The sequence below is a fragment of the Pseudomonas sp. GW821-FHT03C07 genome (assembly GCF_059420925.1).
The window spans coordinates 72,619-96,090 of sequence record NZ_JBWKUQ010000006.1 but is presented as its reverse complement, the minus strand read 5'-3'; the positions used below and the strand labels follow the sequence as shown (position 1 = coordinate 96,090).

General features: G+C 64.2%; 27 protein-coding genes. 20 read left to right on the top strand and 7 right to left on the bottom strand.

Annotation, left to right across the window (positions count from 1 at the left end):
- Positions 1-5 precede the first annotated feature (5 nt).
- The 18 genes from AC07VG_RS14095 (at position 6) to AC07VG_RS14010 (ending at position 16,286) form a co-directional block, all read left to right on the top strand.
- Entirely contained in the window at positions 6-260 is a 255-nt protein-coding gene (locus AC07VG_RS14095; RefSeq protein WP_121136121.1) for an acyl carrier protein, read from the top strand.
- On the top strand, positions 257-802 hold the full coding sequence (locus AC07VG_RS14090) for a COG4648 family protein (RefSeq protein WP_495003316.1): 546 nt from the start codon (positions 257-259) through the stop codon (positions 800-802). Before AC07VG_RS14095 ends, AC07VG_RS14090 begins: the two co-directional genes overlap by 4 nt.
- Entirely contained in the window at positions 799-2,469 is a 1,671-nt protein-coding gene (locus AC07VG_RS14085) for an ApeI family dehydratase (protein ID WP_495003315.1), read from the top strand. Before AC07VG_RS14090 ends, AC07VG_RS14085 begins: the two co-directional genes overlap by 4 nt.
- Positions 2,462-3,196: a glycosyltransferase family 2 protein gene (locus AC07VG_RS14080; protein WP_495021373.1), complete on the top strand. Its 735-nt coding sequence runs from the start codon at positions 2,462-2,464 to the stop codon at positions 3,194-3,196. The genes AC07VG_RS14085 and AC07VG_RS14080 overlap by 8 nt, the downstream gene beginning before the upstream one ends.
- Positions 3,193-4,131 carry a lysophospholipid acyltransferase family protein gene (locus AC07VG_RS14075; protein WP_495003313.1) on the top strand — a complete coding sequence of 313 codons (939 nt, stop codon included), beginning with the start codon at positions 3,193-3,195 and terminating at the stop codon, positions 4,129-4,131. The genes AC07VG_RS14080 and AC07VG_RS14075 overlap by 4 nt, the downstream gene beginning before the upstream one ends.
- Positions 4,112-5,656 (top strand): HAL/PAL/TAL family ammonia-lyase, encoded by a 1,545-nt coding sequence (locus tag AC07VG_RS14070; protein WP_495021372.1) that lies wholly within the window; start codon positions 4,112-4,114, stop codon positions 5,654-5,656. Before AC07VG_RS14075 ends, AC07VG_RS14070 begins: the two co-directional genes overlap by 20 nt.
- On the top strand, positions 5,649-6,074 hold the full coding sequence (locus tag AC07VG_RS14065; RefSeq protein ID WP_495003311.1) for an acyl-CoA thioesterase: 426 nt from the start codon (positions 5,649-5,651) through the stop codon (positions 6,072-6,074). The genes AC07VG_RS14070 and AC07VG_RS14065 overlap by 8 nt, the downstream gene beginning before the upstream one ends.
- The gene (locus AC07VG_RS14060) at positions 6,071-6,784 is read left to right on the top strand and encodes an outer membrane lipoprotein carrier protein LolA (protein ID WP_495003310.1); all 714 of its coding nucleotides are present in this window, start codon (positions 6,071-6,073) and stop codon (positions 6,782-6,784) included. The genes AC07VG_RS14065 and AC07VG_RS14060 overlap by 4 nt, the downstream gene beginning before the upstream one ends.
- The gene (locus tag AC07VG_RS14055; RefSeq protein WP_495021371.1) at positions 6,774-9,182 is read left to right on the top strand and encodes an MMPL family transporter; all 2,409 of its coding nucleotides are present in this window, start codon (positions 6,774-6,776) and stop codon (positions 9,180-9,182) included. The genes AC07VG_RS14060 and AC07VG_RS14055 overlap by 11 nt, the downstream gene beginning before the upstream one ends.
- Positions 9,169-10,416: an NAD(P)/FAD-dependent oxidoreductase gene (locus AC07VG_RS14050; protein WP_495021370.1), complete on the top strand. Its 1,248-nt coding sequence runs from the start codon at positions 9,169-9,171 to the stop codon at positions 10,414-10,416. The genes AC07VG_RS14055 and AC07VG_RS14050 overlap by 14 nt, the downstream gene beginning before the upstream one ends.
- Entirely contained in the window at positions 10,413-11,147 is a 735-nt protein-coding gene (locus tag AC07VG_RS14045; RefSeq protein WP_495021369.1) for a class I SAM-dependent methyltransferase, read from the top strand. The genes AC07VG_RS14050 and AC07VG_RS14045 overlap by 4 nt, the downstream gene beginning before the upstream one ends.
- Complete coding sequence (locus tag AC07VG_RS14040; protein ID WP_495003306.1) at positions 11,144-11,626, top strand: DUF3261 domain-containing protein; 483 nt, start codon at positions 11,144-11,146, stop codon at positions 11,624-11,626. Before AC07VG_RS14045 ends, AC07VG_RS14040 begins: the two co-directional genes overlap by 4 nt.
- Entirely contained in the window at positions 11,623-12,819 is a 1,197-nt protein-coding gene (locus tag AC07VG_RS14035) for a beta-ketoacyl-[acyl-carrier-protein] synthase family protein (RefSeq protein WP_495003305.1), read from the top strand. Before AC07VG_RS14040 ends, AC07VG_RS14035 begins: the two co-directional genes overlap by 4 nt.
- Positions 12,816-13,280 (top strand): hotdog family protein, encoded by a 465-nt coding sequence (locus AC07VG_RS14030; protein WP_495003304.1) that lies wholly within the window; start codon positions 12,816-12,818, stop codon positions 13,278-13,280. The genes AC07VG_RS14035 and AC07VG_RS14030 overlap by 4 nt, the downstream gene beginning before the upstream one ends.
- Positions 13,273-14,001 (top strand): 3-ketoacyl-ACP reductase FabG2, encoded by a 729-nt coding sequence (locus AC07VG_RS14025; protein ID WP_495003303.1) that lies wholly within the window; start codon positions 13,273-13,275, stop codon positions 13,999-14,001. Before AC07VG_RS14030 ends, AC07VG_RS14025 begins: the two co-directional genes overlap by 8 nt.
- Positions 14,001-15,227, top strand: a complete 1,227-nt coding sequence (locus AC07VG_RS14020; RefSeq protein WP_495003302.1) for a beta-ketoacyl-ACP synthase — start codon at positions 14,001-14,003, stop codon at positions 15,225-15,227. The genes AC07VG_RS14025 and AC07VG_RS14020 overlap by 1 nt, the downstream gene beginning before the upstream one ends.
- A gap of 28 nt (positions 15,228-15,255) precedes the next feature.
- Entirely contained in the window at positions 15,256-15,699 is a 444-nt protein-coding gene (locus tag AC07VG_RS14015) for a hypothetical protein (RefSeq protein ID WP_495003301.1), read from the top strand.
- Between the two features lie 359 nt (positions 15,700-16,058).
- Positions 16,059-16,286 (top strand): DUF6124 family protein, encoded by a 228-nt coding sequence (locus AC07VG_RS14010; protein ID WP_495021442.1) that lies wholly within the window; start codon positions 16,059-16,061, stop codon positions 16,284-16,286.
- 234 nt (positions 16,287-16,520) lie between these two features.
- Here the strand turns inward: AC07VG_RS14010 and AC07VG_RS14005 are convergent, their stop codons facing one another.
- Entirely contained in the window at positions 16,521-17,420 is a 900-nt protein-coding gene (locus tag AC07VG_RS14005; RefSeq protein WP_495003299.1) for a LysR family transcriptional regulator, read from the bottom strand.
- 118 nt (positions 17,421-17,538) lie between these two features.
- On the opposite strand from AC07VG_RS14005, the gene AC07VG_RS14000 reads away from it, so the two are divergent.
- Both AC07VG_RS14000 and AC07VG_RS13995 read left to right on the top strand, forming a co-directional pair.
- Positions 17,539-18,816 carry an MFS transporter gene (locus tag AC07VG_RS14000; RefSeq protein WP_495003298.1) on the top strand — a complete coding sequence of 426 codons (1,278 nt, stop codon included), beginning with the start codon at positions 17,539-17,541 and terminating at the stop codon, positions 18,814-18,816.
- Between the two features lie 77 nt (positions 18,817-18,893).
- Positions 18,894-19,682: an AAA family ATPase gene (locus tag AC07VG_RS13995; protein WP_495021368.1), complete on the top strand. Its 789-nt coding sequence runs from the start codon at positions 18,894-18,896 to the stop codon at positions 19,680-19,682.
- Here the strand turns inward: AC07VG_RS13995 and AC07VG_RS13990 are convergent.
- Genes AC07VG_RS13990 through gspH form a run of 6 tightly spaced genes read right to left on the bottom strand, consistent with a single transcriptional unit; the run spans position 19,679 to position 23,472 of the window.
- Entirely contained in the window at positions 19,679-20,143 is a 465-nt protein-coding gene (locus AC07VG_RS13990; protein WP_495021367.1) for a type II secretion system protein M, read from the bottom strand. The genes AC07VG_RS13995 and AC07VG_RS13990 overlap by 4 nt on opposite strands.
- The gene (gene gspL, locus AC07VG_RS13985) at positions 20,140-21,243 is read right to left on the bottom strand and encodes a type II secretion system protein GspL (RefSeq protein ID WP_495021366.1); all 1,104 of its coding nucleotides are present in this window, start codon (positions 21,241-21,243) and stop codon (positions 20,140-20,142) included. The genes AC07VG_RS13990 and gspL overlap by 4 nt, the downstream gene beginning before the upstream one ends.
- On the bottom strand, positions 21,240-22,100 hold the full coding sequence (locus AC07VG_RS13980; protein ID WP_495003294.1) for a type II secretion system protein GspK: 861 nt from the start codon (positions 22,098-22,100) through the stop codon (positions 21,240-21,242). Before AC07VG_RS13980 ends, gspL begins: the two co-directional genes overlap by 4 nt.
- On the bottom strand, positions 22,097-22,654 hold the full coding sequence (gene gspJ / locus AC07VG_RS13975) for a type II secretion system minor pseudopilin GspJ (RefSeq protein WP_495021365.1): 558 nt from the start codon (positions 22,652-22,654) through the stop codon (positions 22,097-22,099). The genes AC07VG_RS13980 and gspJ overlap by 4 nt, the downstream gene beginning before the upstream one ends.
- Entirely contained in the window at positions 22,647-23,012 is a 366-nt protein-coding gene (gene gspI / locus AC07VG_RS13970; protein WP_495003292.1) for a type II secretion system minor pseudopilin GspI, read from the bottom strand. The genes gspJ and gspI overlap by 8 nt, the downstream gene beginning before the upstream one ends.
- Positions 23,002-23,472: a type II secretion system minor pseudopilin GspH gene (gene gspH, locus AC07VG_RS13965; RefSeq protein WP_495021364.1), complete on the bottom strand. Its 471-nt coding sequence runs from the start codon at positions 23,470-23,472 to the stop codon at positions 23,002-23,004. The genes gspI and gspH overlap by 11 nt, the downstream gene beginning before the upstream one ends.

Genomic DNA, 23,472 nt, shown 5'->3' with positions numbered 1-23,472 from the left:
GTACCATGCAAACCCGTGACGACATCTTCAACACCCTGCGCGATGCCCTGGTCGAACTCTTTGAACTGGAACCCGAACGCGTCACCCTGGACAGCAACCTGTACCAGGACCTGGAAATCGACAGCATCGATGCCGTTGACCTGATCGACCATATCAAGCGTCAAACCGGCAAGAAAATCGCCGCCGATGAATTCAAGTCGGTGCGTACCGTCAACGATGTGGTCGAGGCGGTCTTTCGCCTGGTGCAACCGGCCGCATGAAGCGCCTGATCGGCCTCGGCCTGCTGCTGGCGGGCCTGCTGTACCCGTTTGCGGTGTATTTCGGCATGGAGCATTTCGCCCCCTGGCAGTTCGGACTGTTGCTCGGTGGCCTGTGGCTGGCCCGGGCCCTGACCAGCAAACGGCGACCCGGCAGCCTGTGGATGGCCCTCTGCGCCATCGCGTTCTGCGGCTTGCTGGCGTTGCTCAACAGCCCGCTGCTGCTGCGCTGGTACCCGGTGCTGATCAGCGCGTTCATGCTTGGCCTGTTCGGCCTGAGCCTGAAATTCGGCCCACCGATGGTCGAGCGACTGGCCCGCCTGCGCGAGCCGCAACTGCCGGATGTGGCCATTAACTATACGAGGCAGGTGACCCGCGTCTGGAGCCTGTTCTTTCTCTGTAACGGTCTGATCGCCGCCGCCCTGACTCTCTGGGCGCCGCTGAGCTGGTGGACGCTGTACACCGGCCTGATCTCCTATGGGCTGATGGGTTTGCTGTTCGCCATTGAGTGGCTGGTACGACAACGGGTAAGAGGCCGCGCATGAACTGGATAAACCTTGAGCAGTTGTTGCTCAAGTCGCATGGACCGCGTGCGATCACCCTGGACCCACCGCTGGATCATGCCGGGCTGTCGCAGCGGGCGTTGAGCCTGGCGGCCGGCTTGCAGGCGCGTGGCGTGAAGCACATCGCCGTGCATCTGGAAGATGCCGGCGAACTGGCCATCGCCCTGCTCGGTGCCTGGCGAGCCGGTGTCCGGGTACTGTTGCCCGCCGACCTGCAAGAGCAGACTCGCCAGCGCTGGGCGGCGGATGTCGACCTGTGGCTGACCGACCGCCACGCCCTCGAAGACCTCGGCAGCGAAGCGCTGAGCCCGGCCGCGCTCGATCTCGATGACTGCCGCCTGAGCCTGTGCACCTCCGGCTCCAGCGGCGAGCCCAAGCGCATCGACAAAAGCCTGCGCCAACTGGCCAATGAAGTGCTGGCCCTGGAACACCTGTGGGGCGCCGACCTCGACCAGGCCTGCATCATCGGCAGCGTCGCCACCCAACATATCTATGGTTTGCTGTTCCGCGTGCTCTGGCCGTTATGTGCCGGTCGAACCTTCGTGCGCAAGCAACTGGCCTTCCCGGAAGACCTGCAGCGCGCCAGCCGTGAACACCCGCAGTTTGCCTGGGTGGCGAGTCCGGCCCTGCTCAAGCGCATGGGCGACAACCTCGACTGGCCGGCCCTGAGTCAGGTGCGCCGGGTATTTTCCTCAGGTGGCGCACTGCCCCCCGAAGCCGCGGCCAGCCTGCGACAACGCTTGCGGCAATGGCCGACGGAAATCCTCGGCAGCTCGGAAACCGGCGGCATCGCCTGGCGCCAGGGTGACCCGCTGTGGCAGCCGTTCGCCAATGTGCACTTGAGCCAGGACAGCGACGGCGCCCTGAGCGTGGCCTCGCCTTACCTGCCGGCCGGGCATGTCGAACACACCGCCGACGCGGTGCGCTTCGCCGCCGATGGCCGCTTCGAACTGCTGGGCCGACTGGACCGTATCGTCAAGCTGGAAGAAAAACGCATCTCCCTGCCGATGCTGGAACAGGCCCTGATGGAACACGACTGGGTCGCCGAAGCGCGCCTCGGGGTCGTGCAGGAAAACCGCGCCTACCTTGGCGCGCTGCTGGTGCTCTCCGAACAAGGGCTGTATAGCCTGCGTAACCAGGGGCGACGCGCGCTGACCGAGGCCCTGCGCAAACATTTGCTCGGCCATTGTGAAACCCTGGCGCTGCCGCGCCGCTGGCGTTTGCTGCGGCAACTGCCGCTGAACGCCCAAGGCAAACTGCCACAAGCCGAAATCCAGGCCCTGTTGCGGGCCCCGCGCCCGAAAGGCCCGGAGGTGCTGGCGCAACACGAAACGGATGGCGAATGGCTGTTGCAGTTGGCCGTACCGCCGGACCTGGCCTATTTCAGCGGCCACTTCCCGGCCACTCCGGTTCTGCCGGGCGTGGTGCAAGTGGATTGGGCTCTGGCGCTGGGCCGCGAGCGACTCGAACTGCCGTCGAAGTTCGCCGGCATGGAGGTGCTGAAGTTCCAGCAACTGGTGCGTCCGGGCGATCAACTCGAGCTGAGCCTGCGCTTCGACCATGAACGCAGCAAACTGCACTTCGCCTTTCGCAATACCAAGGCTGCCTGCTCCAGCGGCCGCATTGTGCTGGAGGCCGCTCATGCATAAGCCCTGCGCCGTCATTCCGGTCTACAACCACGAAGCCGCCGTGCCCGCGGTCCTCGAAGCCTTGCTCGGCGCCGGCCTGCCCTGTGTGCTGGTGGACGATGGCAGCAGCCCGGCCTGCGCGACGGTACTGAAACAACTCGCCGAGCACGAACGGGTCTCCCTGGTGAGGCTCCCCGTCAACCAGGGCAAGGGCGGCGCGGTCATGACCGGGATGCGGGAGGCCGCGCGGCAGGGCTTCACCCATGTCCTGCAGGTGGACGCCGACGGCCAGCACGACCTGCGGGACATCGCCGTCTTTCTCGAGCTCTCGCGCAGCCATCCCGAAGCGCTGATCTGCGGCTACCCGCAATACGATGAGAGCGTGCCCAAGGGCCGGCTCTACGCCCGCTATCTGACCCACGTCTGGGTCTGGATCAACAGTCTGTCGCTGCAGATCCGCGACTCCATGTGCGGCTTCCGGGTCTACCCGCTGCCACCGGTGCTGGCGCTGATCGACTCGGTGAAGGTGGGCAAGCGCATGGACTTCGACTCGGACATCCTCGTGCGCCTGTCCTGGCGCAACCAGCCCATGCGCTGGTTGCCGACCAAGGTCCACTACCCCCAGGACGGCCTCTCGCACTTTCGGATGTTCCACGACAACGCACTGATTTCCAGCATGCATACCCGGCTGTTCTTCGGCATGCTGGTGCGCTTGCCGAGCATCCTCTGGCGACGGTGGCGGGCATGAACGACACCCCCAAGCACTGGGCCGACCATCAGGAGCGCGGCAGCTTCTGGCTGATGAAGCTCACCGCCGTCGGCGTCAAGCTCCTCGGCCGTCGAGTCCTCAGCCCGGTGCTGCACGGTATCGTCCTGTACTTCTTCCTGTTCGGTCGCAGCGCCCGGCAGAGCGCCTGGCACTACCAGCAGCGCCTGGCCGACTGGAGCGGTCAGAGCGCCCTGCGGCCGACCTGGATGAAGGTCTTCCGACAGTTCATGGCCTTTGCCGACTCGCTGCTGGACAAACTCGACGTGTGGAACGGCAAGCTGCGCCTCGAGCAGCTCGAGATCGTCGACCCGGCCCGGCTGCGTGATCAACTGCGCGGCGAACGCGGGCAAATGCTGGTGGGCGCGCACCTGGGCAACCTGGAAGTCTGCCGCGCCCTCGCCGAGTTGGGCGAAAAGGTCACCATGAACGTGCTGGTGCACACCAAGCACGCCGAGCGTTTCAACCGCCTGCTGGGCGAGGCCGGCGCGAGCAACCTGCGGCTGATCCAGGTCAGCGAGCTGGACCCGGCGATCATGCTGCAACTGAGCCAGCGCCTGGACCGTGGCGAGTGGCTGGCGATTGCCGGCGACCGCGTGCCGCTGCATGGTGGGCGCCACGTGCGAGTGGATTTCCTCGGCCAGCCCGCCGCATTCCCGCAAGGTCCATGGCTCCTGGCCGGACTGTTGAAATGCCCGGTCAATCTGCTGTTCTGCGTGAAACTCCAGGGCCGCTATCGCATCACCCTCGAACCCTTCACCGAGGCGGTGCAGTGGAAACGCAGCGACCGCGAACAGGTGATTGCCCAGTGGGCAAGCCGTTACGCCGAGCGCCTGGGCCAGTACTGTCTGCTGGCACCGCACCAATGGTTCAATTTCTACCCTTTCTGGAAATCCGATGACAACGCATCCGCTTGAGCCGGTCACCTTCGGCGAACTCCCGCTGCGCATCGAAGACGTGCTGGCCCTGGCCAACCGTCAGGTGCCCACGCAACTGCAAGGCGACCCGGCGTTCCGCCGGCGCATTGCCAAGGGCGCGCAGTTCCTTGATTCGCTGCTGGACAAGGAAGGCGTGATCTACGGCGTCACCACCGGCTACGGCGATTCCTGCGTGGTGGCGGTGCCGCTGCAACATGTCGAAGCGCTGCCGCGGCACCTCTACACCTTCCACGGCTGCGGCCTCGGCCAGTTGCTCGACCCGCAGGCGACCCGGGCGGTGTTGGCGGCGCGTTTGCAGTCGCTGTGCCATGGCGTGTCCGGCGTGCGCGTGGAATTACTGGAACGCCTGCAGGCCTTCCTCGACCTGGACATCCTGCCGCAGATTCCCGAAGAGGGCTCGGTCGGCGCCAGCGGCGACCTGACGCCGCTGTCCTACGTGGCCGCGACCCTCTCCGGCGAACGCGAAGTGCTGTTTCGCGGCGAACGCCGCCAGTCCTGCGATGTGCACCGTGAACTCGGTTGGGACCCGCTGGTGCTGCGGCCCAAGGAAGCCCTGGCGCTGATGAATGGCACCGCGGTGATGACTGGACTGGCCTGCCTGGCTTTTGCTCGCGCCGACTACCTGCTGCAACTGGCAACCCGCATCACCGCCCTCAATGTGGTGGCGCTGCAAGGCAACCCGGAGCATTTCGACGAGCGCCTGTTCGCCGCCAAGCCGCACCCGGGACAGATGCAGGTGGCCGCGTGGTTGCGCAAAGACCTCGCCATCGACGCGCCGACCGCGCCGCTGCACCGTTTACAGGATCGCTACTCGCTGCGCTGCGCACCGCACGTCCTCGGCGTGCTGGCCGACAGCCTGGGCTGGTTGCGCGCGTTTATCGAGACCGAACTGAACAGCGCCAACGACAACCCGATCATCGACGCCGAAGAAGAGCGCGTGCTTCACGGCGGGCACTTCTACGGCGGGCATATCGCCTTTGCCATGGACAGCCTCAAGACCCTGGTGGCCAACGTCGCCGACCTGCTCGATCGCCAGCTCGCCCTGCTGGTGGACGTACGCTACAACCACGGCCTGCCGAGCAACCTCTCCGGGGCCAGTGCCGAACGCGCGATGCTCAACCATGGTTTCAAGGCCGTGCAGATCGGCGCCAGCGCCTGGACCGCCGAAGCCCTGAAAAACACCATGCCGGCCAGCGTGTTCTCGCGCTCCACCGAATGCCACAACCAGGACAAGGTGAGCATGGGCACCATCGCCGCCCGCGACGCGATCCGTGTGCTGGAGCTGACCGAACAGGTCGCCGCCGCCACCTTGCTCGCCGCCAACCAGGGCGTCTGGCTGCGCAGCCAGGCCAGCGATGCACGACCGCTGCCGCCGGCCCTGGCGGCGATGCATAAAGCCCTGGCCGAGGATTTCGCCCCGGTGATCGAAGACCGCGCCCTCGAAGCCGAACTGCGCCTGTGCCTGAAACGTATCGCCGAGCAACACTGGAGGCTGCATGCGTAGCCGCGGCGTGTTGCATGTCGATACCGAGATCCTGGTGCCGTTCTTCGACGTTGACACCATGCATGTGGTCTGGCACGGCCATTACGTGAAGTACCTGGAAGTCGCCCGCTGCGCGTTGCTGGACCATATCGGCCACAATTACACGCAGATGCTCGAATCCGGCTACTCCTGGCCGGTGATCGACCTGCAACTGCGCTATGTGCGCGGGGCGGTGTTCGGCCAGAAGATCAATGTACGGGCCAACCTGGTGGAGTGGGAGAACCGCTTGAAGGTCAACTACCTGATCACCGACCTGGCCAGCGGCGAACGCCTGACCCGCGCCAGCAGCGTGCAGGTGGCGGTGGATATGCAGAGCCGGGAAATGCTGTTGGCTTCGCCCAAGGTCTTCGTCGCCGCTGTCGAGAAGGTGCTGGCATGACCCTCCTGACCCGGGTACGACACAACCCCTGTAGGAGCGAGCTTGCTCGCGATAGCGTCCGCAAGATCGTTGCAAACCTCACGGCCCTCATCGCGAGCAAGCTCGCTCCTACAAGGTTCGTGCGCCGGCTAAGCCTTCTGTTCGGCCTGGGCCTGTCCGCCCACGCTTCGGCCTTCGACCTGCAACAGCTGAGCGAGCAACTGGCCAAGCCCACGGTAATCCACGGCAGCTTTATCCAGGAAAAACACCTGCGCGCCCTGCCGCAACCGCTGACCAGCAAGGGCAGCTTCGTCCTCGCCAAGGACCACGGCCTGCTCTGGCTGCTCAAGACACCGTTGCAGCAGGACTACCGCATCAGCGCCAAGGGTATCGCCCGCCGCGACCCGAGTGGCTGGCAAATGGTCCCGAACAAAAGCGCCGGGGCCGAACAGAACCGCCTGTTCATCGCCGTGCTGCAAGGCGACAGCAGCGGCCTGCAACGGGATTTCGAACTGCAACTGCAAGGCGACGCCCAGCACTGGCAACTGACCCTGGTGCCACGCTCGGTGCTGCTCAAGCAGATCTTCACCCGGATCAATATCGACGGCGGCGAGCTGGTGCAGCGCATCGAACTGCTGGAAACCCAGGGTGACAGCACGGTCCTGCGCATGCAGGACAGCAGCGCTGTCCTCCCCCTGAGCGATGCGGAGCAACACGACTTTGCCGAGTGAACGCCTGCTCCCGCGCCTGTTCCTGATCCTGCTGCTGGCGATGCTGACACTCGCCGGCTGGCAGTGGCGCCATGGCGCGCCGCTGTCGGCCGACCTGATGGAACTGGTGCCGGGTTCAGCGCCGAATGCCCTGGAACTCAAGGCCGAACAGCGCATGCAGGAACCCTTGAACCGGGAAATGCTGGTGCTGGTGGGTCAGGCCGATCGCCAGAAAGCCATTGCCCTGGCGCAACGCCTGGGTGAGCGTTGGCAGGCCAGCGGGTTGTTCGAAACCGTGCAATGGAGCTTGCAGGCCGACCTGCCAGCCCTGCGCCAACAACTGTTGGCCAGCCGTTTAGCGATGCTCACCCGCGCTGACCGGCAACAACTGATCGACCACCCGGCGGCGTTTATCCAGCAACGGGTCCAGTCCCTGTTCGATCCCTTTGCCGGAGTCAGCCTGGTGCCGAGCCAGGACGACTGGCTCGGCTTGACCGGACGCATCCAGGATAGCCGGCCAAAACCTGGCGCGGTGCAATTCGATCTCGGCAGCGGCGCGCTGATCGCCGAGGCCGACGGCAAAAGTTGGGTGCTGTTGCGCGCCCGGACCCGCGGCAACGCCTTCGACATGAAGTTGCCGGTGCAGGTCGCCGAACTGCTCAAACACAGCCGCGAGGAAGCCGCGCAGGACGACGCGCAACTGCTCGCGGCCAGCGGCCTGCTGTATGCCGCCGCCGGCCAGCAACGGGCGACCCGGGAAATCACCTGGGTCGGCGGTGGCGCCACCTTCGGCATTCTCCTGCTGCTGTTGCTGGCCTTCCGCCGTTGGCGGGTGTTGCTGGCCTTCGTCCCGGTGCTGGTGGGCATGCTGTTCGGTACGGTGGCCTGCGTGCTGCTGTTCGGCCATCTGCATGTGATGACCCTGGTGCTGGGGGCCAGCCTGATCGGCGTGGCCGTGGACTACCCGCTGCATTACCTGTCCAAGAGCTGGAGCCTGAAACCCTGGCACAGCTGGCCGGCCCTGCGCATCACCCTGCCCGGGCTGAGCCTGAGCCTGGCCACCAGTTGCATTGGTTACCTGGCCCTGGCCTGGACACCGTTTCCGGCCCTGACCCAGATCGCCGTGTTCTCCGCCGCCGGCCTGCTGGGGGCCTACCTGACCGCCGTGTGCCTGCTGCCGGCGCTGCTCAAGGGCACCGACCTGCGTCCGGCGCAATGGCCGCTACGGGTCTGCGAAGTTTTGCTGAACGTGCGTGAAGCGCTACTGCGCAAGGTCGGCAGCCGGCTGCTGCTGGCGCTGCTGGTGCTGTTCTGTGCCGGTGGCCTGTGGCACCTGACCAGCAAGAACGATATCCGCCAATGGGTCGGGGCGCCGCCGCAACTGCTGGCCGACGCCCAGGCGGTCGCGCGGATCACTGGCTACCAGCCCACCAGCCAATTCTTCCTGGTGCGCGGTGCCGATCAACAACAACTGCTGGAGCGCCAGGCCGCACTCGGCGAGCGCCTCGCGCAACTGGTGAGCCAGGGCAAACTGCAGGGCTATCAGTCGCTGGACCAGGTGGTCAGCCTGCCCCGGGAACAGCAGCAACTGCATGACTCGCTCAAGCAACTGCCGGACTTCTGGCAACCCCTGCTCGACCTCGGCGTGCCGGCCGCGGCCCTGCAAAACGAATTGACCCAGCTGCAAGCCCTGCCGATCCAGGATATCGACAGCGCCCTCAAGGGCCCGCTGTCCGAACCCTGGCGTCTGCTCTGGCTGGGCCCGCAGACCAACGGCGTGGCCGGCATGGTCAGCCTGCGCGGTCTGAACGACCCCGAGCTGTTGCGGGCGCAAGCCGTGGATCTGCCAGGGGTCCAACTGGTGGACCGGCTGGGCGAGTTGAACAAGGTCTTTGCCGCCACCCAGGTCAGCGCCGCCGAACTGAAACTGGCTTCCTGCGTGCTGATCGTGCTGTTGCTGATCCTGCCGTTCGGCCTTCGCGGCGCCTTGCGGATCATCGCCCTGCCGCTGCTGGCGGCCCTCTGCAGCCTGGCCAGCCTCGGCTGGCTGGGCCAGCCGCTGACGCTGTTCAGCCTGTTCGGCCTGCTGCTGGTGACCGCCATCAGCGTCGACTACGCGATCCTGATGCGCGAGCAGATCGGCGGCGCCGCCGTCAGCCTGCTGGGGACCTTGCTGGCCGCCCTGACCACCTGGCTGTCGTTCGGCCTGCTGGCGATTTCCAGTACCCCGGCGGTGAGCAACTTCGGCCTGGCGGTGAGCCTGGGGCTGGCCTTCAGCTTCCTCCTCGCGCCCTGGGCCGCCCGTCCGACCGACAAGGCCGCGACACCGCAGGCCGAGCACTCGGTCACGGCTACCGAGCCGAATCCTACCCCTTCGAAACCGTCGACCCCCACAAGGAGCCTGTGTGCCAGCGATTGAAATGGAACATCGAGAAGTCGTGGTGATTGGCGCGGGCCCTTCTGGCGCCATCGCCGCCGCCTTGCTCAAACGCAACGGCCACGACGTGCTGATCGTCGAGCGCCAGCACTTCCCGCGCTTTTCCATCGGTGAAAGCCTGCTCTCGCACTGCCTGGACTTCGTCGAAGAAGCCGGCATGCTCGACGCCGTCAATGCCGCCGGGTTCCAATTGAAAAACGGCGCGGCCTTCGCTTGGGGCGAACACTACAGCACCTTCGATTTCGGCAAGACCTTCAGCAATGGCAAGCCGACTACCTTCCAGGTCCAGCGCGCCGACTTCGACAAACTGCTGGCGGACCAGGCAGCCCTGCAAGGCGTGGAAATCCGCTACGGCGAGGCAGTCGTCAGCGTTGATTTCGACCTTCCACAACCACAGCTTCGGGCTCGGCGCGAAAACGGCAGCGAGTACTTGATCGAAGCACGCTTCGTCCTCGATGCCAGCGGCTACGGCCGGGTGCTGCCGCGCCTGCTCGACCTTGAAGCAGCGTCGAATTTCCCGGTGCGCCAGGCGGTCTTCACCCATGTCGAAGACCGTATCGAACATCCCGGTTTCGAGCGGGAAAAGATCCTCATCACCACCCATCCGCAACAGCGCGATATCTGGTTCTGGACCATCCCGTTCAGCAACGGCCGCTGCTCCATCGGCGTGGTCGCCGCTGCCGAGCACTTTGCCGGGCGCACCGAGGACCTGGATGCCTGCCTCAAGGGTTTCGTCGCCGAAACCCCGAGCCTGCAAGCCGTGATGGAGAACGCCGTGTGGGACACCCCGGCACGGACCATCGGCGGCTACTCGGCCAATGTGAAGACCCTGCACGGACCGGGCTTCGCCTTGCTCGGCAACGCGGCGGAATTCCTCGACCCGGTGTTCTCCTCCGGCGTGACCATCGCCATGCGTTCGGCGAGCATGGCCGCCGGACTGCTGCATCGCCAGTTGCAAGGCGAAAGCGTCGACTGGCAGAGCCAGTTCGCCGAACCGCTCAAACGCGGTGTCGACACCTTCCGCTGCTATGTCGAAGGCTGGTACGCCGGCACCTTCCAGGATGTGATCTTCCATCCCGGCAGTTCGCCGGAAATCCGCGCCATGATCAGTGCAATCCTCGCCGGCTATGCCTGGGACGAGCGAAACCCCTTTGTCAGCGAACCCCGACGGCGTCTGCGGATGCTGTCGGAAATCTGTGCGAGCACCCCGACATGAGCCATCCATACCTGAGCGATACCTACGTCGAGGAGACCCGTTTCGGCTTCTGGTTCCTGCGCAGCCACACCTGGCAGCACCATGTGCTGCGAGTGGCGATCAACGACCTGCGCGGCCTGTTCAGCGAGGCCCCGCCAGCCAACCCGGTGATACTCGACGCCGGTTGCGGCCAGGGCAAGTCCTTCGAATATCTGCAGCAGGTCTTCGCCCCGGCGCGCCTGATCGGCCTCGACGCCGATCCCCACAGTCTCAAGCTGAGTAGCGAAGAAGCGCAGCGTCGTGGCCTGGAAGTCGAGTTGATCGGCAGCGACTGCGCGATCCTCGACGTACCCTCGCAAAGCGTCGATATCCTCTTCTGCCACCAGACCTTCCATCACCTGGTGCAGCAGGACCGCGCCCTGGCCGAGTTCTATCGGGTACTCAAGCCAGGCGGCTACCTGCTGTTCGCCGAGTCCACCGAAGCCTATATCGACACCTGGGTGATTCGTTGGCTGTTCCGTCACCCGATGCACGTGCAGAAAAGCGCGGCGCAGTACCTGGACATGCTTCGCGACCAGGGCTTCGAGTTCACCCCGCGGAACGTCTCCTACCCGTATCTGTGGTGGAGCCGGGCCAAGGACTTCGGGCTGCTGGAGCGCCTGCGCCTGAAGAACCCGCCGCCAGCGGGCCAGCGTGAGGAAACCCTGGTCAACGTGGTCGCGCGCAAACCATTCGGCGGGGCTGCCGAATGATTCGCGCCCTGTTGCTGGGCTGCCTCCTGCTGCTGAGCGCCTGCGCCAGCCGCGTGCCGTTGCCCGTGCACGCACCGACCCTGGCTTTGCCGCTGCAATTGCACATCGAGCGTGAACAGGCCGGACAACGCCAGGACTGGCTGCTGGTGATCCAGCGCGAAGCGAACGCTCTGCGCTGGTCGCTGATGGACCCGCTGGGCATCCCCCTGGCCCGCCAGCGCCTGCAAGACGGTGAATGGCAGGCCGACGGCCTGCTGCCTCCCAATCCCCAGGCTCGCGAACTGTTCGCGGCGTTGCTGTTCGCCCTGACTCCGGATGCCGAACTGGCGGGCAACTACCCGAGCGCGCAACGCCAAGCCAGGGAACGTGTCCTTGACGCCCGCTGGCGAGTCAGCTATCGCCAGCCGCTGGAATTCACCCTGAGCCTGCCGGACACTCTGCAGTACCGAATCAGTCCGTTGAGCGAGACCGCCCCATGACCGCCTACCTGAACGCCCTCGGTGTGATCTGCGCGCTGGGTCGCGACAAGCGGAGCGTGGCGCGCAAGCTGTTTGCCGGCGACTGCTCGGGCATGCGCGAAGCAAGTGGCTGGGTGCCGGAGCGCAGCCTGCCGGTGGCCGCCGTGCGCGGAGCACTGGTAGCGATCCCGGCCGAACTGAGCGCCCAGGCCAGCCGCAACAATCAACTGCTGATGGAAGCCACGCGGCAAATCGCCGAGCCGATCCAGTGCGCCATCGACACCTATGGCCGCGAACGCATCGGCATCGTCCTGGGCACCAGCACCTCGGGCATCGACGAGGCCTGCCACGGTATCACCAGCTACCTGCACGAGGGTCACTTTCCCGAGGGCTATGACTATCAGCAACAGGAACTGAGCGCCCCGGCGACCTTCCTCGCCGACTGGCTGCAACTGCGCGGCCCGGCCTACGTGATCTCCACCGCTTGCACCTCCAGTGCGCGGGCGCTGATGAGTGCCCGGCGCCTGCTCGACCTGGGCCTGTGCGACGCCGTGTTGTGCGGCGGGGTCGACAGCCTGTGCCAGCTGACGCTCCGCGGGTTCAGCTCGCTGGAAGCGGTGTCCGGGCAGCGTTGCAACCCATTTTCGCGGAATCGCAACGGCATCAATATTGGTGAAGCGGCAGTGCTGTTCCTGATGAGCAAACGCGCCGACGCCGGCCCGGCCATTGCCCTGCTCGGCGCGGGCGCCAGTTGCGACGCCCACCATATTTCCGCCCCCGACCCCACCGGCCAGGGCGCTGTGCTGGCTATGAGCAAAGCGCTGAAACAGGCTGGCCTGCAACCGCAAGACATCGGCTATATGAACCTGCATGGCACCGCGACCCAGCACAACGACGCCATGGAAAGCCTGGCGGTGTCCAAGCTGTTCCCGGCGAGCCTGCCCTGCTCTTCGACCAAACCCATGACCGGCCACACCCTCGGCGCCGCCGGCGCACTGGAAGCGGCGTTCTGCTGGTTGAGCCTGAGTGCCGACAACCCATCCGCCGCCTTGCCACCACACGTCTGGGATGGCCAGGCCGACCCGGCACTGCCGCCCCTGAACTGGGTCAAGCCGGGCGACCGCCTCCCCCCTCATCCACCACGCCGCCTGATGAGCAACTCCTTTGCCTTCGGCGGCAACAACGTCAGCCTGATTATCGGAGACGCCCCATGATCGATTGGCCGCTCGCCGAACTGCTGCCCCATGCCGGGGACATGATCCTGATCGATCAGGTCCTGTCCTGCGACGAAGAACAGATCCACACCCGCCTCACCGTGCGCCCGGAGGGCCTGTTCAACCGCGAGGACGGCAGCCTGCCGGCCTGGATCGGTATCGAGCTGATGGCCCAGAGCGTCGCCGCCTATGCCGGTTGCCGCGCCCGTGGCGAAGGCCGGCCGGTGGAGCTGGGGTTCCTGCTCGGCACGCGCAAATTCAACTGCAACGTGGAGCATTTTCCGGCTGGTAGCGAACTGCGTATCCACGCCCTGCGCTCGCTGGAAGACGACAATGGCATGGGCGTGTTCGAATGCCACCTGACCGGTCCCGACATCCAGGCCAGCGCGCGCCTGAACGTGTTCCGGCCACCCCAGGCCGCCGCTTACTTATCCGAATCACAGGAGTCGCGTCATGACTGAATCCATCCTGGTCACCGGCTCCAGCCGCGGTATCGGCCGTGCAATCGCTCTGCGCCTGGCCCGCGCCGGTTTTGATCTGGTGCTGCATTGCCGTAGCGGTCGCGCCGACGCCGAAGCCGTGCGGGTCGAAATCCAAGCCTTGGGTCGCCAGGCCCGGGTGCTGCAATTCGATGTGTCCGACCGTGAAGCCTGTCGCACCCGCCTGGAAGCCGACGTTGAGGAACATGGCGCCTACTACGGCGTGGTGCTCAACGCCGGTCTGACCCGTGACGGCGCTTTCCCGGCCCTCTCCGAGGAAGACTGGGATCTGGTCCTGCGCACCAACCTCGACGGTTTCTACAACGTCCTGCACCCGGTGATGATGTCGATGATCCGTCGGCGCGCACCCGGACGGATCGTCTGCATCACCTCGGTGTCCGGGCTGATCGGCAACCGCGGGCAGGTCAACTACAGTGCCTCGAAAGCTGGCCTGATCGGCGCCGCCAAGGCCCTGGCCATCGAGCTGGGCAAACGCAGGATCACCGTCAACTGCGTCGCCCCGGGGCTGATCGACACCGCCATGCTCGACGAAAACGTGCCCGTGGAAGAACTGCTGAAAATGATCCCGGCGCAACGCATGGGCACCCCGGAAGAAGTCGCCAGCGCGGTGAATTTCCTGATGTCCGCGGAAGCGTCCTATATCACCCGGCAAGTGCTGGCCGTCAACGGAGGCCTGTGCTGATGAAGCGCGTCGTCGTCACCGGCATGGCCGGTATCACCTCCCTGGGCAACGATTGGGCCAGCATCGAAGCCAACTTCCGCGCCAACCGCAGCGGCATCCGCTACATGGCCGAGTGGGAGCGTTTCACCGAGTTGAACACCCGCCTGGCCGGGCCAATCGATGATTATGCGGTGCCGTCGCACTGGACCCGCAAGCAATTGCGCAGCATGGGCCGGGTCTCGCGCTTCGCCGTCGGCGCGGCGGAAATGGCCCTGGCCGATGCCGGCCTGCTGGGCAACGAAATCATCCGTGACGGGCGCATGGGCGTGGCCTGCGGTTCCTCCACCGGCAGCACCGACGAGATCAAGGCCTTCGGCATGATGCTGATCAACTCGGTGGCCGAGGGGCTCAACGCCAACTCCTACGTGCGCATGATGCCGCACACCACGGCGGCGAATATCAGCATCTTCTTCGGCCTGACCGGACGCCTGATCCCCACCTCCAGCGCCTGCACCAGCGGCAGCCAGGGCATCGGCTATGCCTACGAGGCGATCAAATTCGGGCGCCTGCCGCTGATGCTCGCCGGCGGTGCCGAGGAGCTGTGTCCCACTGAAGCCATGGTGTTCGACGCGCTCTATGCCACCAGCCTGAAAAACGATGCGCCGCAGAGCAGCCCGCGGCCCTATGACAGCGGCCGCGATGGTCTGGTGATCGGTGAAGGCGGCGGCATGCTGGTGCTCGAAGAGCTGGAACATGCCCTGGCCCGGGGTGCGCATATTCATGCGGAGATCGTCGGTTTCGGCAGCAACGCCGACGGCCAGCACGCCACCCGTCCGGAGCAGAGCACCATGCGCCGGGCCATGGAACTGGCCCTGGAAGATGCCGGCCTGACGGCGGACGCCATCGGCTATGTGAACGGCCATGGCACCGCCACCGAGCAGGGCGATATCGCCGAAACCCTGGCCACCAGCAGCCTGTTCGGCAGCCGCATGCCCATCAGTTCGCAGAAGAGTTTCCTCGGCCACACCCTGGGCGCCTGCGGGGCGCTGGAATCCTGGTTCAGCATCGAGATGCTGAACCGTGACCACTACATCCACACCTTGAACCTCGACCAGATCGACCCGCAGTGCGGTGAGCTGGATTACCTGCGCGGCGAGTTCCGGCAGATGAGCAACGAGTATGTGATGAACAACAACTTTGCCTTTGGCGGCGTCAACACCTCCCTGGTGTTCCGGCGCTGGCGCTGATCTTTTGAAAACCCCTGGAGAAAACGGAATGTCTTCCCTGCTTCGTGTTGCACTTGTCACCCTGGCCCTGCTGACGATGGCGGGCTGTACCAGCAAGCCCATCGTCAACCCAAGCCGCACCCTCGCCCCGCAGGTCCAGGCCAGCCAGGACGAGGTGAAACAAGCAATTGTCACTGCCCTGACCAAGCGTAAATGGAGCGTGCAGCGCGTCAACCCGGCCCAGGTCCAGGCCGAGATCACCGTGCGTGAGAAATTCCATGTCGAGATCGACATCAACTACAGTGCCGGCGGCTACACCATCGCCTACCGTGACAGCAGCGGCATGGGTTACCAGGACGGCAAGATCCACCGGAACTACATCCGCTGGGTAACCCTGCTGGACCAGGACATCCTCGCCGAACTGCGTGCTCATCATGAAGAGCCGACGGCACGTGCCATTGGGGTTGGCGAGGCGCAGCCGCTGGCCCAGTAACGGCGCTTAGTCCCTGCATCACAAGAGTCTGTGGGAGCGGTGCTTGCCCGCGAAGCTTTTAGCGGCCTCAGGGGTCTCTTCGCGGGCAAGCTCCGCTCCCACAATATTCGCGTCGTTCAGTAGACTGGTGTTCGACGCTGGATTGCTATGGTGGCTGTGCGTGGGAGACCTTCGGGTCTGCCGAGTCCTATATCCTCGGTCTTGCACACCTGCGCACAGCTGCCACCCTTCTGCGTGCAAGCGATGGGTTGCAGTTCCAATTATTGATATAGGGACTCAATCATGAGCCCCCCCCTGCACCACCTGTCCAGGATCCCAACGCTTTCCCTTCTGCTGACCGATTCAAGGATCAGGCCGCCATCCAGCGTGCTCTGGATCACTATCTGCCCAACCCCAAATCCGGTCGAAGCCTGGAAGAATCCCTGGTTCACCTCTCCGAACTGCTGACCTGCGCGGCGGCCACCGCTTACGAATCCGGCGATGGTCTCAGCGGCTCCAAACGGGCGCTGGCGTTCTCGGCCATGCACCTGGTGGAAATGGCGAAAGCCGAGCTGGATCAGTCGCTGGATAAACTGCCGCTGCACTAGACGGTGCACTCGCTTGTGGTGAACGGGCTTGCCCTGATGCCGTTCACTTAAGGCCGAACACGGTCCCTGTGGGAGCAGAGCTTGCTCGCGAAGAGGCCCTTGAGGCCGCTAAAAGCTTCGCGGCGGTGCGGCGATCCGACAAGCTCCGCTCCCACAGGTTAAGTGGTGTTCTCAATATCCCATGTCCTTCGCTGAACGGCATCGGAACAACCCCGCGTTCAGCTTCAAACCGCCTTAGACCTGCGGCACCGTCCGACGTGTCAACAACTCGATAAACGCCTTGGCCATCGGCGACTTCTGGTCCTTGCGCTGAACCAGCCACACCGCCGACACCGCATCCGGATCAAGCAACGGTCGATAGACCACACCATCAATCCGAATCCGCTGATAAGACGCAGGCAACACCGACACCCCCAACCCCGCCGCAACCAAACCGATAATGGTCATCGCCTCCCCCGCCTCCTGGGCAAAGTGCGGACTGAACCCGGCCTGCCGCGCCAAGGTCAGCAACTGCGCATACAAACCACTGCCGTAACTGCGCGGGAAAAACACAAAGGGCTCCAGCGCCAACTCGGACAAATACATCCCGGCCTCACTGCCACTGGCCAGAGGATGCTTGGCACTGAGCACCGCCACCAGCGGCTCACGCATCAACTCCACGACACTCAAGGCCTCCGGCAACGGCAAAGGCCGCATCAAACCGACCTCGATGGACTCATCCATCAAACCATCGGCAACCGTCTTGCTGCTCATCTCCCGCAGGCTCAAGTGCACCGCCGGGAACGCCTGGCGAAAGGCAAAGATCGCCTGGGGAATGGTCGAGTTGAACGGTGCCGAGGAGGTAAAGCCGATCTTCAATTCCCCCAGTTCCCCCAACTGCGCCCGCCGCGCCACATCCGCCGCCTTGTCCACCTGCGCCAGCACCAACCGCGCCTCTTGCAGAAACAGGCGACCCGCCTCGCTCAACTCGACCCGCCGATTGGTCCGGTCGAACAACCGCGCGCCCAGCTCCTGCTCCAGCGCCTGGATCTGCTGGCTCAACGGCGGCTGGGAAATCCCCAGCACCTCGGCGGCGCGGCCAAAATGCAGTTCTTCGGCCACTGCGATGAAGTAGCGCAAATGCCGCAATTCCATAAACACCTCATCAAGTCGTAAAACCTATCAAACAGGTCGAATAATATATTGGAAAGAATCGTTAGCCAGCTATATGCTTTTTCCATTGCCTGACCGGCTGCTCCCCCCGAGGTCCCCCGTGAAAACTGCTGTCGCTTCCCTCGCCCACGAGATTCCCCCCACTGCGCTGGACGATGGGGTCGCCCCACTCAACGACACCTATATCGAAAAAGGTACCCCGGCGTTTATGCGCACGGTGCTGGCGCTGTTCTCCGGCGGCTTTGCGACCTTTGCCCTGTTGTACTGCGTCCAGCCGATGATGCCGGTGCTGTCCAAGGAGTATGGGATCAATGCCGCCCAGAGCAGCCTGATCCTCTCGGTGGCCACCGCCCTGCTCGCCATCGGCCTGCTGATTACCGGACCGATCTCCGACAGCCTCGGGCGCAAGCCGGTGATGGTGGTGGCACTGTTCGGCGCGGCCCTGTTCACCCTCCTTGGCGCCATGATGCCAAACTGGCAGGGCGTGCTGCTGATGCGGGCCCTGGTGGGGCTCTCCCTCAGCGGCCTGGCGGCGGTCGGCATGACCTACCTGAGCGAGGAAATCCACCCCAGTCATATTGGCCTGGCGATGGGCCTGTATATCGGCGGCAACGCCATCGGCGGGATGAGCGGGCGGCTGATCACCGGCGTGCTGATCGACTTCGTCAGCTGGCACACGGCGATGCTGGTGATCGGTGTCCTGGCGCTGATCGCGGCGACGGTGTTCTGGAAGATCCTGCCGCCATCGCGCAACTTCCGCGCCAGCCAATTCAATACTCGCAGCCTGATCGACGGTTTCACCGTGCACTTTCGCGACGCCGGCCTGCCGTGGCTGTTCCTCGAAGGCTTCCTGCTGATGGGCAGCTTCGTCACCCTGTTCAACTACATCGGCTACCGCCTGCTGGCCGAACCCTACGGCATGAGCCAGGCGTTCGTCGGTTTGCTGTCGATCGTCTACCTGTCGGGCATCTACAGCTCCGCGCAGATCGGCGCCCTGGCCGACAAGCTGGGCCGGCGCAAAGTGCTCTGGGGCATGATCCTGATGATGCTCGTGGGCATCGCCCTGACCCTGGTGACCCCGCTGCCGGTGGTGGTGCTCGGCATCCTGCTGTTCACCTTCGGCTTCTTCGGCGCCCACTCGGTGGCCAGCAGCTGGATCGGCCGTCGGGCGCTGAAGGCCAAGGGCCAAGCCTCGTCGCTCTATCTGTTCTGCTACTACGTCGGTTCCAGCGTGGCCGGGACTCTGGGCGGGGTGTTCTGGCACTACGGCGGCTGGAACGGCATCGGCCTGTTTATCGGCGCACTGCTGGTGGTGGCCTTGCTGGTGGCGTTGAAGCTGGCGCGGTTGCAGGTGTTGCCAGGTAATGCAAAAGCCTAGTCACGATTGAGCGGCTGGCGGTTGACGCCGGCCAAGGTACACAGGGCGCATCGTTCGGTTGGCAAAAGGAAGCCGGCATGCGCCTGGACCACCTGCATATTCAGAATTTTCGTTGCTACGAAGATGCCCACTTTGATTTCCAGCCGGGATTCAATCTGGTGGTGGGGGTCAATGGGAGCGGGAAGACTTCGTTGTTGCAGGCGGTGGCGGCGTCTTTTAACGGCCTCAGCGGCGATGATGTTATGGCTAGCTTTAGTTCGCCGATTCTTGAGGACGATACTCGTTTTGTTATCGAAAACCACGATGGCCGGATTCGCTCAGAACGCCGTCTCCCCATCTTCCTTGCTGCAAAAGGGGATGCGCTGGGATTAAGCCAATGGATGATTCATTTATTGAAGGCTGGCAGCAGAGCATCGGAGGAGTCTTTCGGCATTTTGAATGTGGAAAGCCATGTAGACCTTCCCGTTCTTGCCTTCTATCGCGCGAACCGTCGTTGGAAAGGCGCAGGAGTTTCTGCCGAGTTTGCAGCACAACAAAAGGTCTCTCGCGTAGCTGGTTATACAAACTGGTCAGAGGCTGTTACCGACCTCCAGGACTTTGAAAGCTGGCTGATCGGAAAAACCCTAGAACGCATGCAGAACCTTCTGGATGCGGGGACAGCACCACTAATTTTTGATGACGAACTGGCCTGGGTGAACCAAGCAATTCAAATAGCCCTGCCTCAGTCGGAAAATTTGCGTTACGACCTGAGACTACAACGCCTATTGGTTGATATTGATTCGGGGAAAACCATCCCCTTCAACGACCTCAGCGACGGCCAGCGCGGCCTGATCGCTCGCTACGCGGAGCAGTTGCTCGCCCATTAATCAGCACGCCACGCTACCTGTGCCCCCAAGTGCTGATCGCGTTTCTCCAGGCTCAACGACTGCAACACCGCGCCCGATTGCTCGGTCTGGTCCAGCCACTGCAACAAGGCCAACGCATTGCCGCTGAGGGTAACCCGCAGCGACTGACCGTCCTGGTCCAGTTGCTGTAATTCCAACCCCGCCGCCGTCACCGTTTCACTCAGCCGGCTCGACAGGGGCTGCGAGGGGGTTGAGCGCAGGCTCGCAGGCTGGGCGCGCTGGACTTCAACCGCCAGCAACAAGCGTTGCTGATAAAAGCGCTCGGCCTTTTCCAGACGTTGTTGCACAGGTTGCCAGACACCGCTGAACAAGCTCACGACCAACAAGAAAATCCCCAGACCGACCAACATCCGTCGCTCCCGAAGCCCCAGGCCCTGCCACCTTTGAGTGAGCGCCGCCGGTAACGCCCATGACCTGATCATCCGTTTTTCTCCTCCAACATCAGTACTGCCTGCACCCGCTCACGATCCTTGCTGGCACTGCCCAACCTGATCGGCAAGCCGCTGCCTTGACCACGCTCGCGCAAACGCTCAAGTTCGCTGAAGCTGCCGGCCGTCAGCAACAGCGTCCAACCCGTGCCGACGCGATATTCAATACGCTGAACTTCAACGTTGCTACCGCCAATCACCTGCTCGACAAGTTGCAGCAGACGGCCCATCTGACTCCCCGGCGGGTCCGTGCGCCCCTGCAAGGCCTTGAGCTGGGCCGCCAGGTCGACAATGCGGGTCTGTTCGGGATAAAGGCTCTGAAAGCGCCGCACGCTCTGCTCGTACAACTGCCCGGCGGCACTTTCCAGATAGTGGGCACGCGCCAAGGTAAAGCCCCAGGACAGCGCGAACAGCGCCAACACCGACAACAGCAACATTCCCCACGGCCAACGCGCCCGCACCTGACGAAACTCACCCTGCAACAAGTCCAGCCCGCGCGAATGACCGGCAATCAGCAACGCCGCGGTATCGCCCTGTCGATCAGCGCCCATCCAGCACAGCTCGTCCGGCAACCTCGGTCGCAGCACCTCCAGATCTTCGGGCGACAGTGCCAGCCGAGCCTCGCAGGCTCCACCCAACAACCATCTTCCAGCCCACCAGACGCCATAAGCCTGATCATCCGGCAACAAGTCGGCATCCACCTTGACGCCGACGACCCGCAACCCCGAGTCCCGCAACAACGCCAGGATCGCCTCGAAGCGTTCCTTGTTAATCGCCAGCAGCGGATAGCGCGAATCCCTGGCCGCCGCGCCGACCGCAATATGCAACCCATCAAGCTCCTCGGCCAAGCGATCCTCGACGGTATAGGCCAGTGCCTGGGCCGTGGGCTTGCGTCGACCGGGCCAGGGCTCGCTGCGCAAACCGCTACAGATTTCCACCGGCAGAATCACCCGCACCGATTGTCCCGAGAGCAACGTCGCCGCCTCAGCCAGGGTGACGTTGCGGTACTCGCCGTCCGCCTGCCAGCAGCCGACCGGCCAGGTAGCGTCGCAAGCCGCGAGGCCTGCGGCCGTGAGATAAAGCCAGTTGTTCATAACGGGGATTCACCTTGAATCGGAGCCAGGAAGCGGCGTTGCAGGACGCGCAGCCGACGGCTGTCGCGAGGCCGCTCCAGATCGCTGACCAGCCGCAGTCGCGCCGAGCCCGCGCCGACCTCGACCGTGACCCGGAACCAGCGACTGTCGACACCCAGGCCATGACTGGCGATACCCAGCCCATCCAGCCCCGGGGCACGGGTAAATTCATGGGCATCGGCATAACCCGCTGGCGGACGCTGGGCGACAACGTCCCGGGCACTGGCAGGCGTCATACCTTCCAGGGTCGCCAGCAGCGTGGCCGACGCCGTATTGACGTTCAGCATCGCCTCGGCCGGCAGCAAGGCGACGAAGGGTTGCAGGCGTTGTAAAAGGGCCTGGTCGACACCCGGCAACAGGCGCAACTGGCTGGTGTCGGTGACCTCGGTGCCACGTAGCGGCGCCAGGTCGAACGCCGGGATCTCCAGCGCCGCAAGCAGCCGGCTCCAGCGCTCCAGGCTGATTTCATCGGCCTTGCCAGGCAGGAGCAGGCGGGTCAGGTTGAAGCGCGCGGCGAGGTCTTCGATCTCGATCCGCACCTCGACACCCGACAACTCAAACGGCAGCGATGGATGCGCCCAGGGCTGGAGCAGATTGATCGTCTTCGTCTCAAGCGGATCAGACGACAGCAACAACGCTCGCGCCCAGCTCTCCGCGGCAATCGCCCACTGCCGCAGTTGCACCTGATGAATATGCTGCGCGCTACTCTGCAAGGCTCGCGTATGACTGCGCAACAAGCCGCCAACCACGAACAGGGCCAGGGTCATGATCAGCAGCACGCTGATCAGCGCCACACCGCGTTGACCCGAGCGGTTCATGTCCCCTCCGGCAGCAGGATGACACGGCGAATCTGCGCGAAGCGGCCAGCGGACAGGGTAATTTCCAACGCGCGCGGGTGTACCGGGGAGCGCCCCGGAGTCGACGGCCCATCACCGCGCCAACCGACCTTGTCCACATACAGCCGCCACTGCAAGGCACGCACCTCCTTGAGCACCGGCTGTTTGTAGGTCTCGGGCAGATCGAGGCTGCGGTGATAGCGCCACAAGGTGCCCTCTTCGAGACGATAGGCAACCTCCTGGCGCTCGCTGCGGGGCTCATCCAGTGGATTGCGCGCATTCCCCCGTTGCAGGTTCAACTGTCCCGCGCTCAGCGTCACGGCCGTACCCTCTTTCGGGATCGTCGCCTGCATCACATCGCGTTCCAGTAGTGCTATCGCCCGCTGCAGGCTGCGCAAACCCTGTTCATGCGCGCTGACCCGGGCCTGAGTCATCAGCACCCCTTCATACAAACGATAACTGGCCAGGCCGATCAGACTGAAAATCGCCAGGGCAATCACCAGTTCGACCAGGGTGAAGCCAACCTGTCTATTCATCCCGGGCTCGTAGCCAGGCACTGGCGTGGTGCAGCAGCGGCCCGCCGTCAGCCAACCGCACCTCGATCTCGACCTTGAGCAAGCGCGAGTCGGCGGCCTGCGTGACCACCTGTTCCAGGCGCCATTCACGCTGGTCGAAACGCCGACGTTGCGTTTGTCGTCCCTGGGCCGGAGGTACCTGCAGGCGCAGTTCATTCAACTGATTGTCCGCCAGCCAGGTGGCGAACAAACGCTCCTGCAACGTGCCACTCTGGCGCACCACGAACTGGCTGGCGGACAGCACCGTGGCCGCCAGCACGGCGAAGATCGCCAGGGCGATCATCACCTCCAGCAAGGTAAACCCCGACTCAGCTTTCATCGATGGCCGGATCACCGAGGCCGTCACCGGACACACTCAACCAGCGCCGCTGCGCGGATTCGTAATGCAGGGTGAAGGCACTCATTTCATCGCTGCTCAGCACCAGCAGTTGCGGCTGGTTCACCCGGTCACCCAGTTTCAGCGGACGGCCTTCCAGCTCCAGGCGAAAATACAGGCCCTCGGGCAAGCGATAGGCCGCCCCCGCCGGGCGCCAGTCGGGGCGTTCGAAGACCATCACCTGATAACCCTCGGCACCGATCCGCAGGCCATATTCCTGGCTGTTGACCACCGCGTATTCACGCAACTGCTGCAGCAGGTGCACCAGGGCAGCGGCTTCCTGGCGGGCCTGACGTACCGGGCTGGGGTTCATGCCCACGGCGATCATGCCGGCCAGCACGCCGATCACCACCATGGACACCAGCAACTCCAGCAAGGTGAAACCACGGGAACGTCCGGGCAT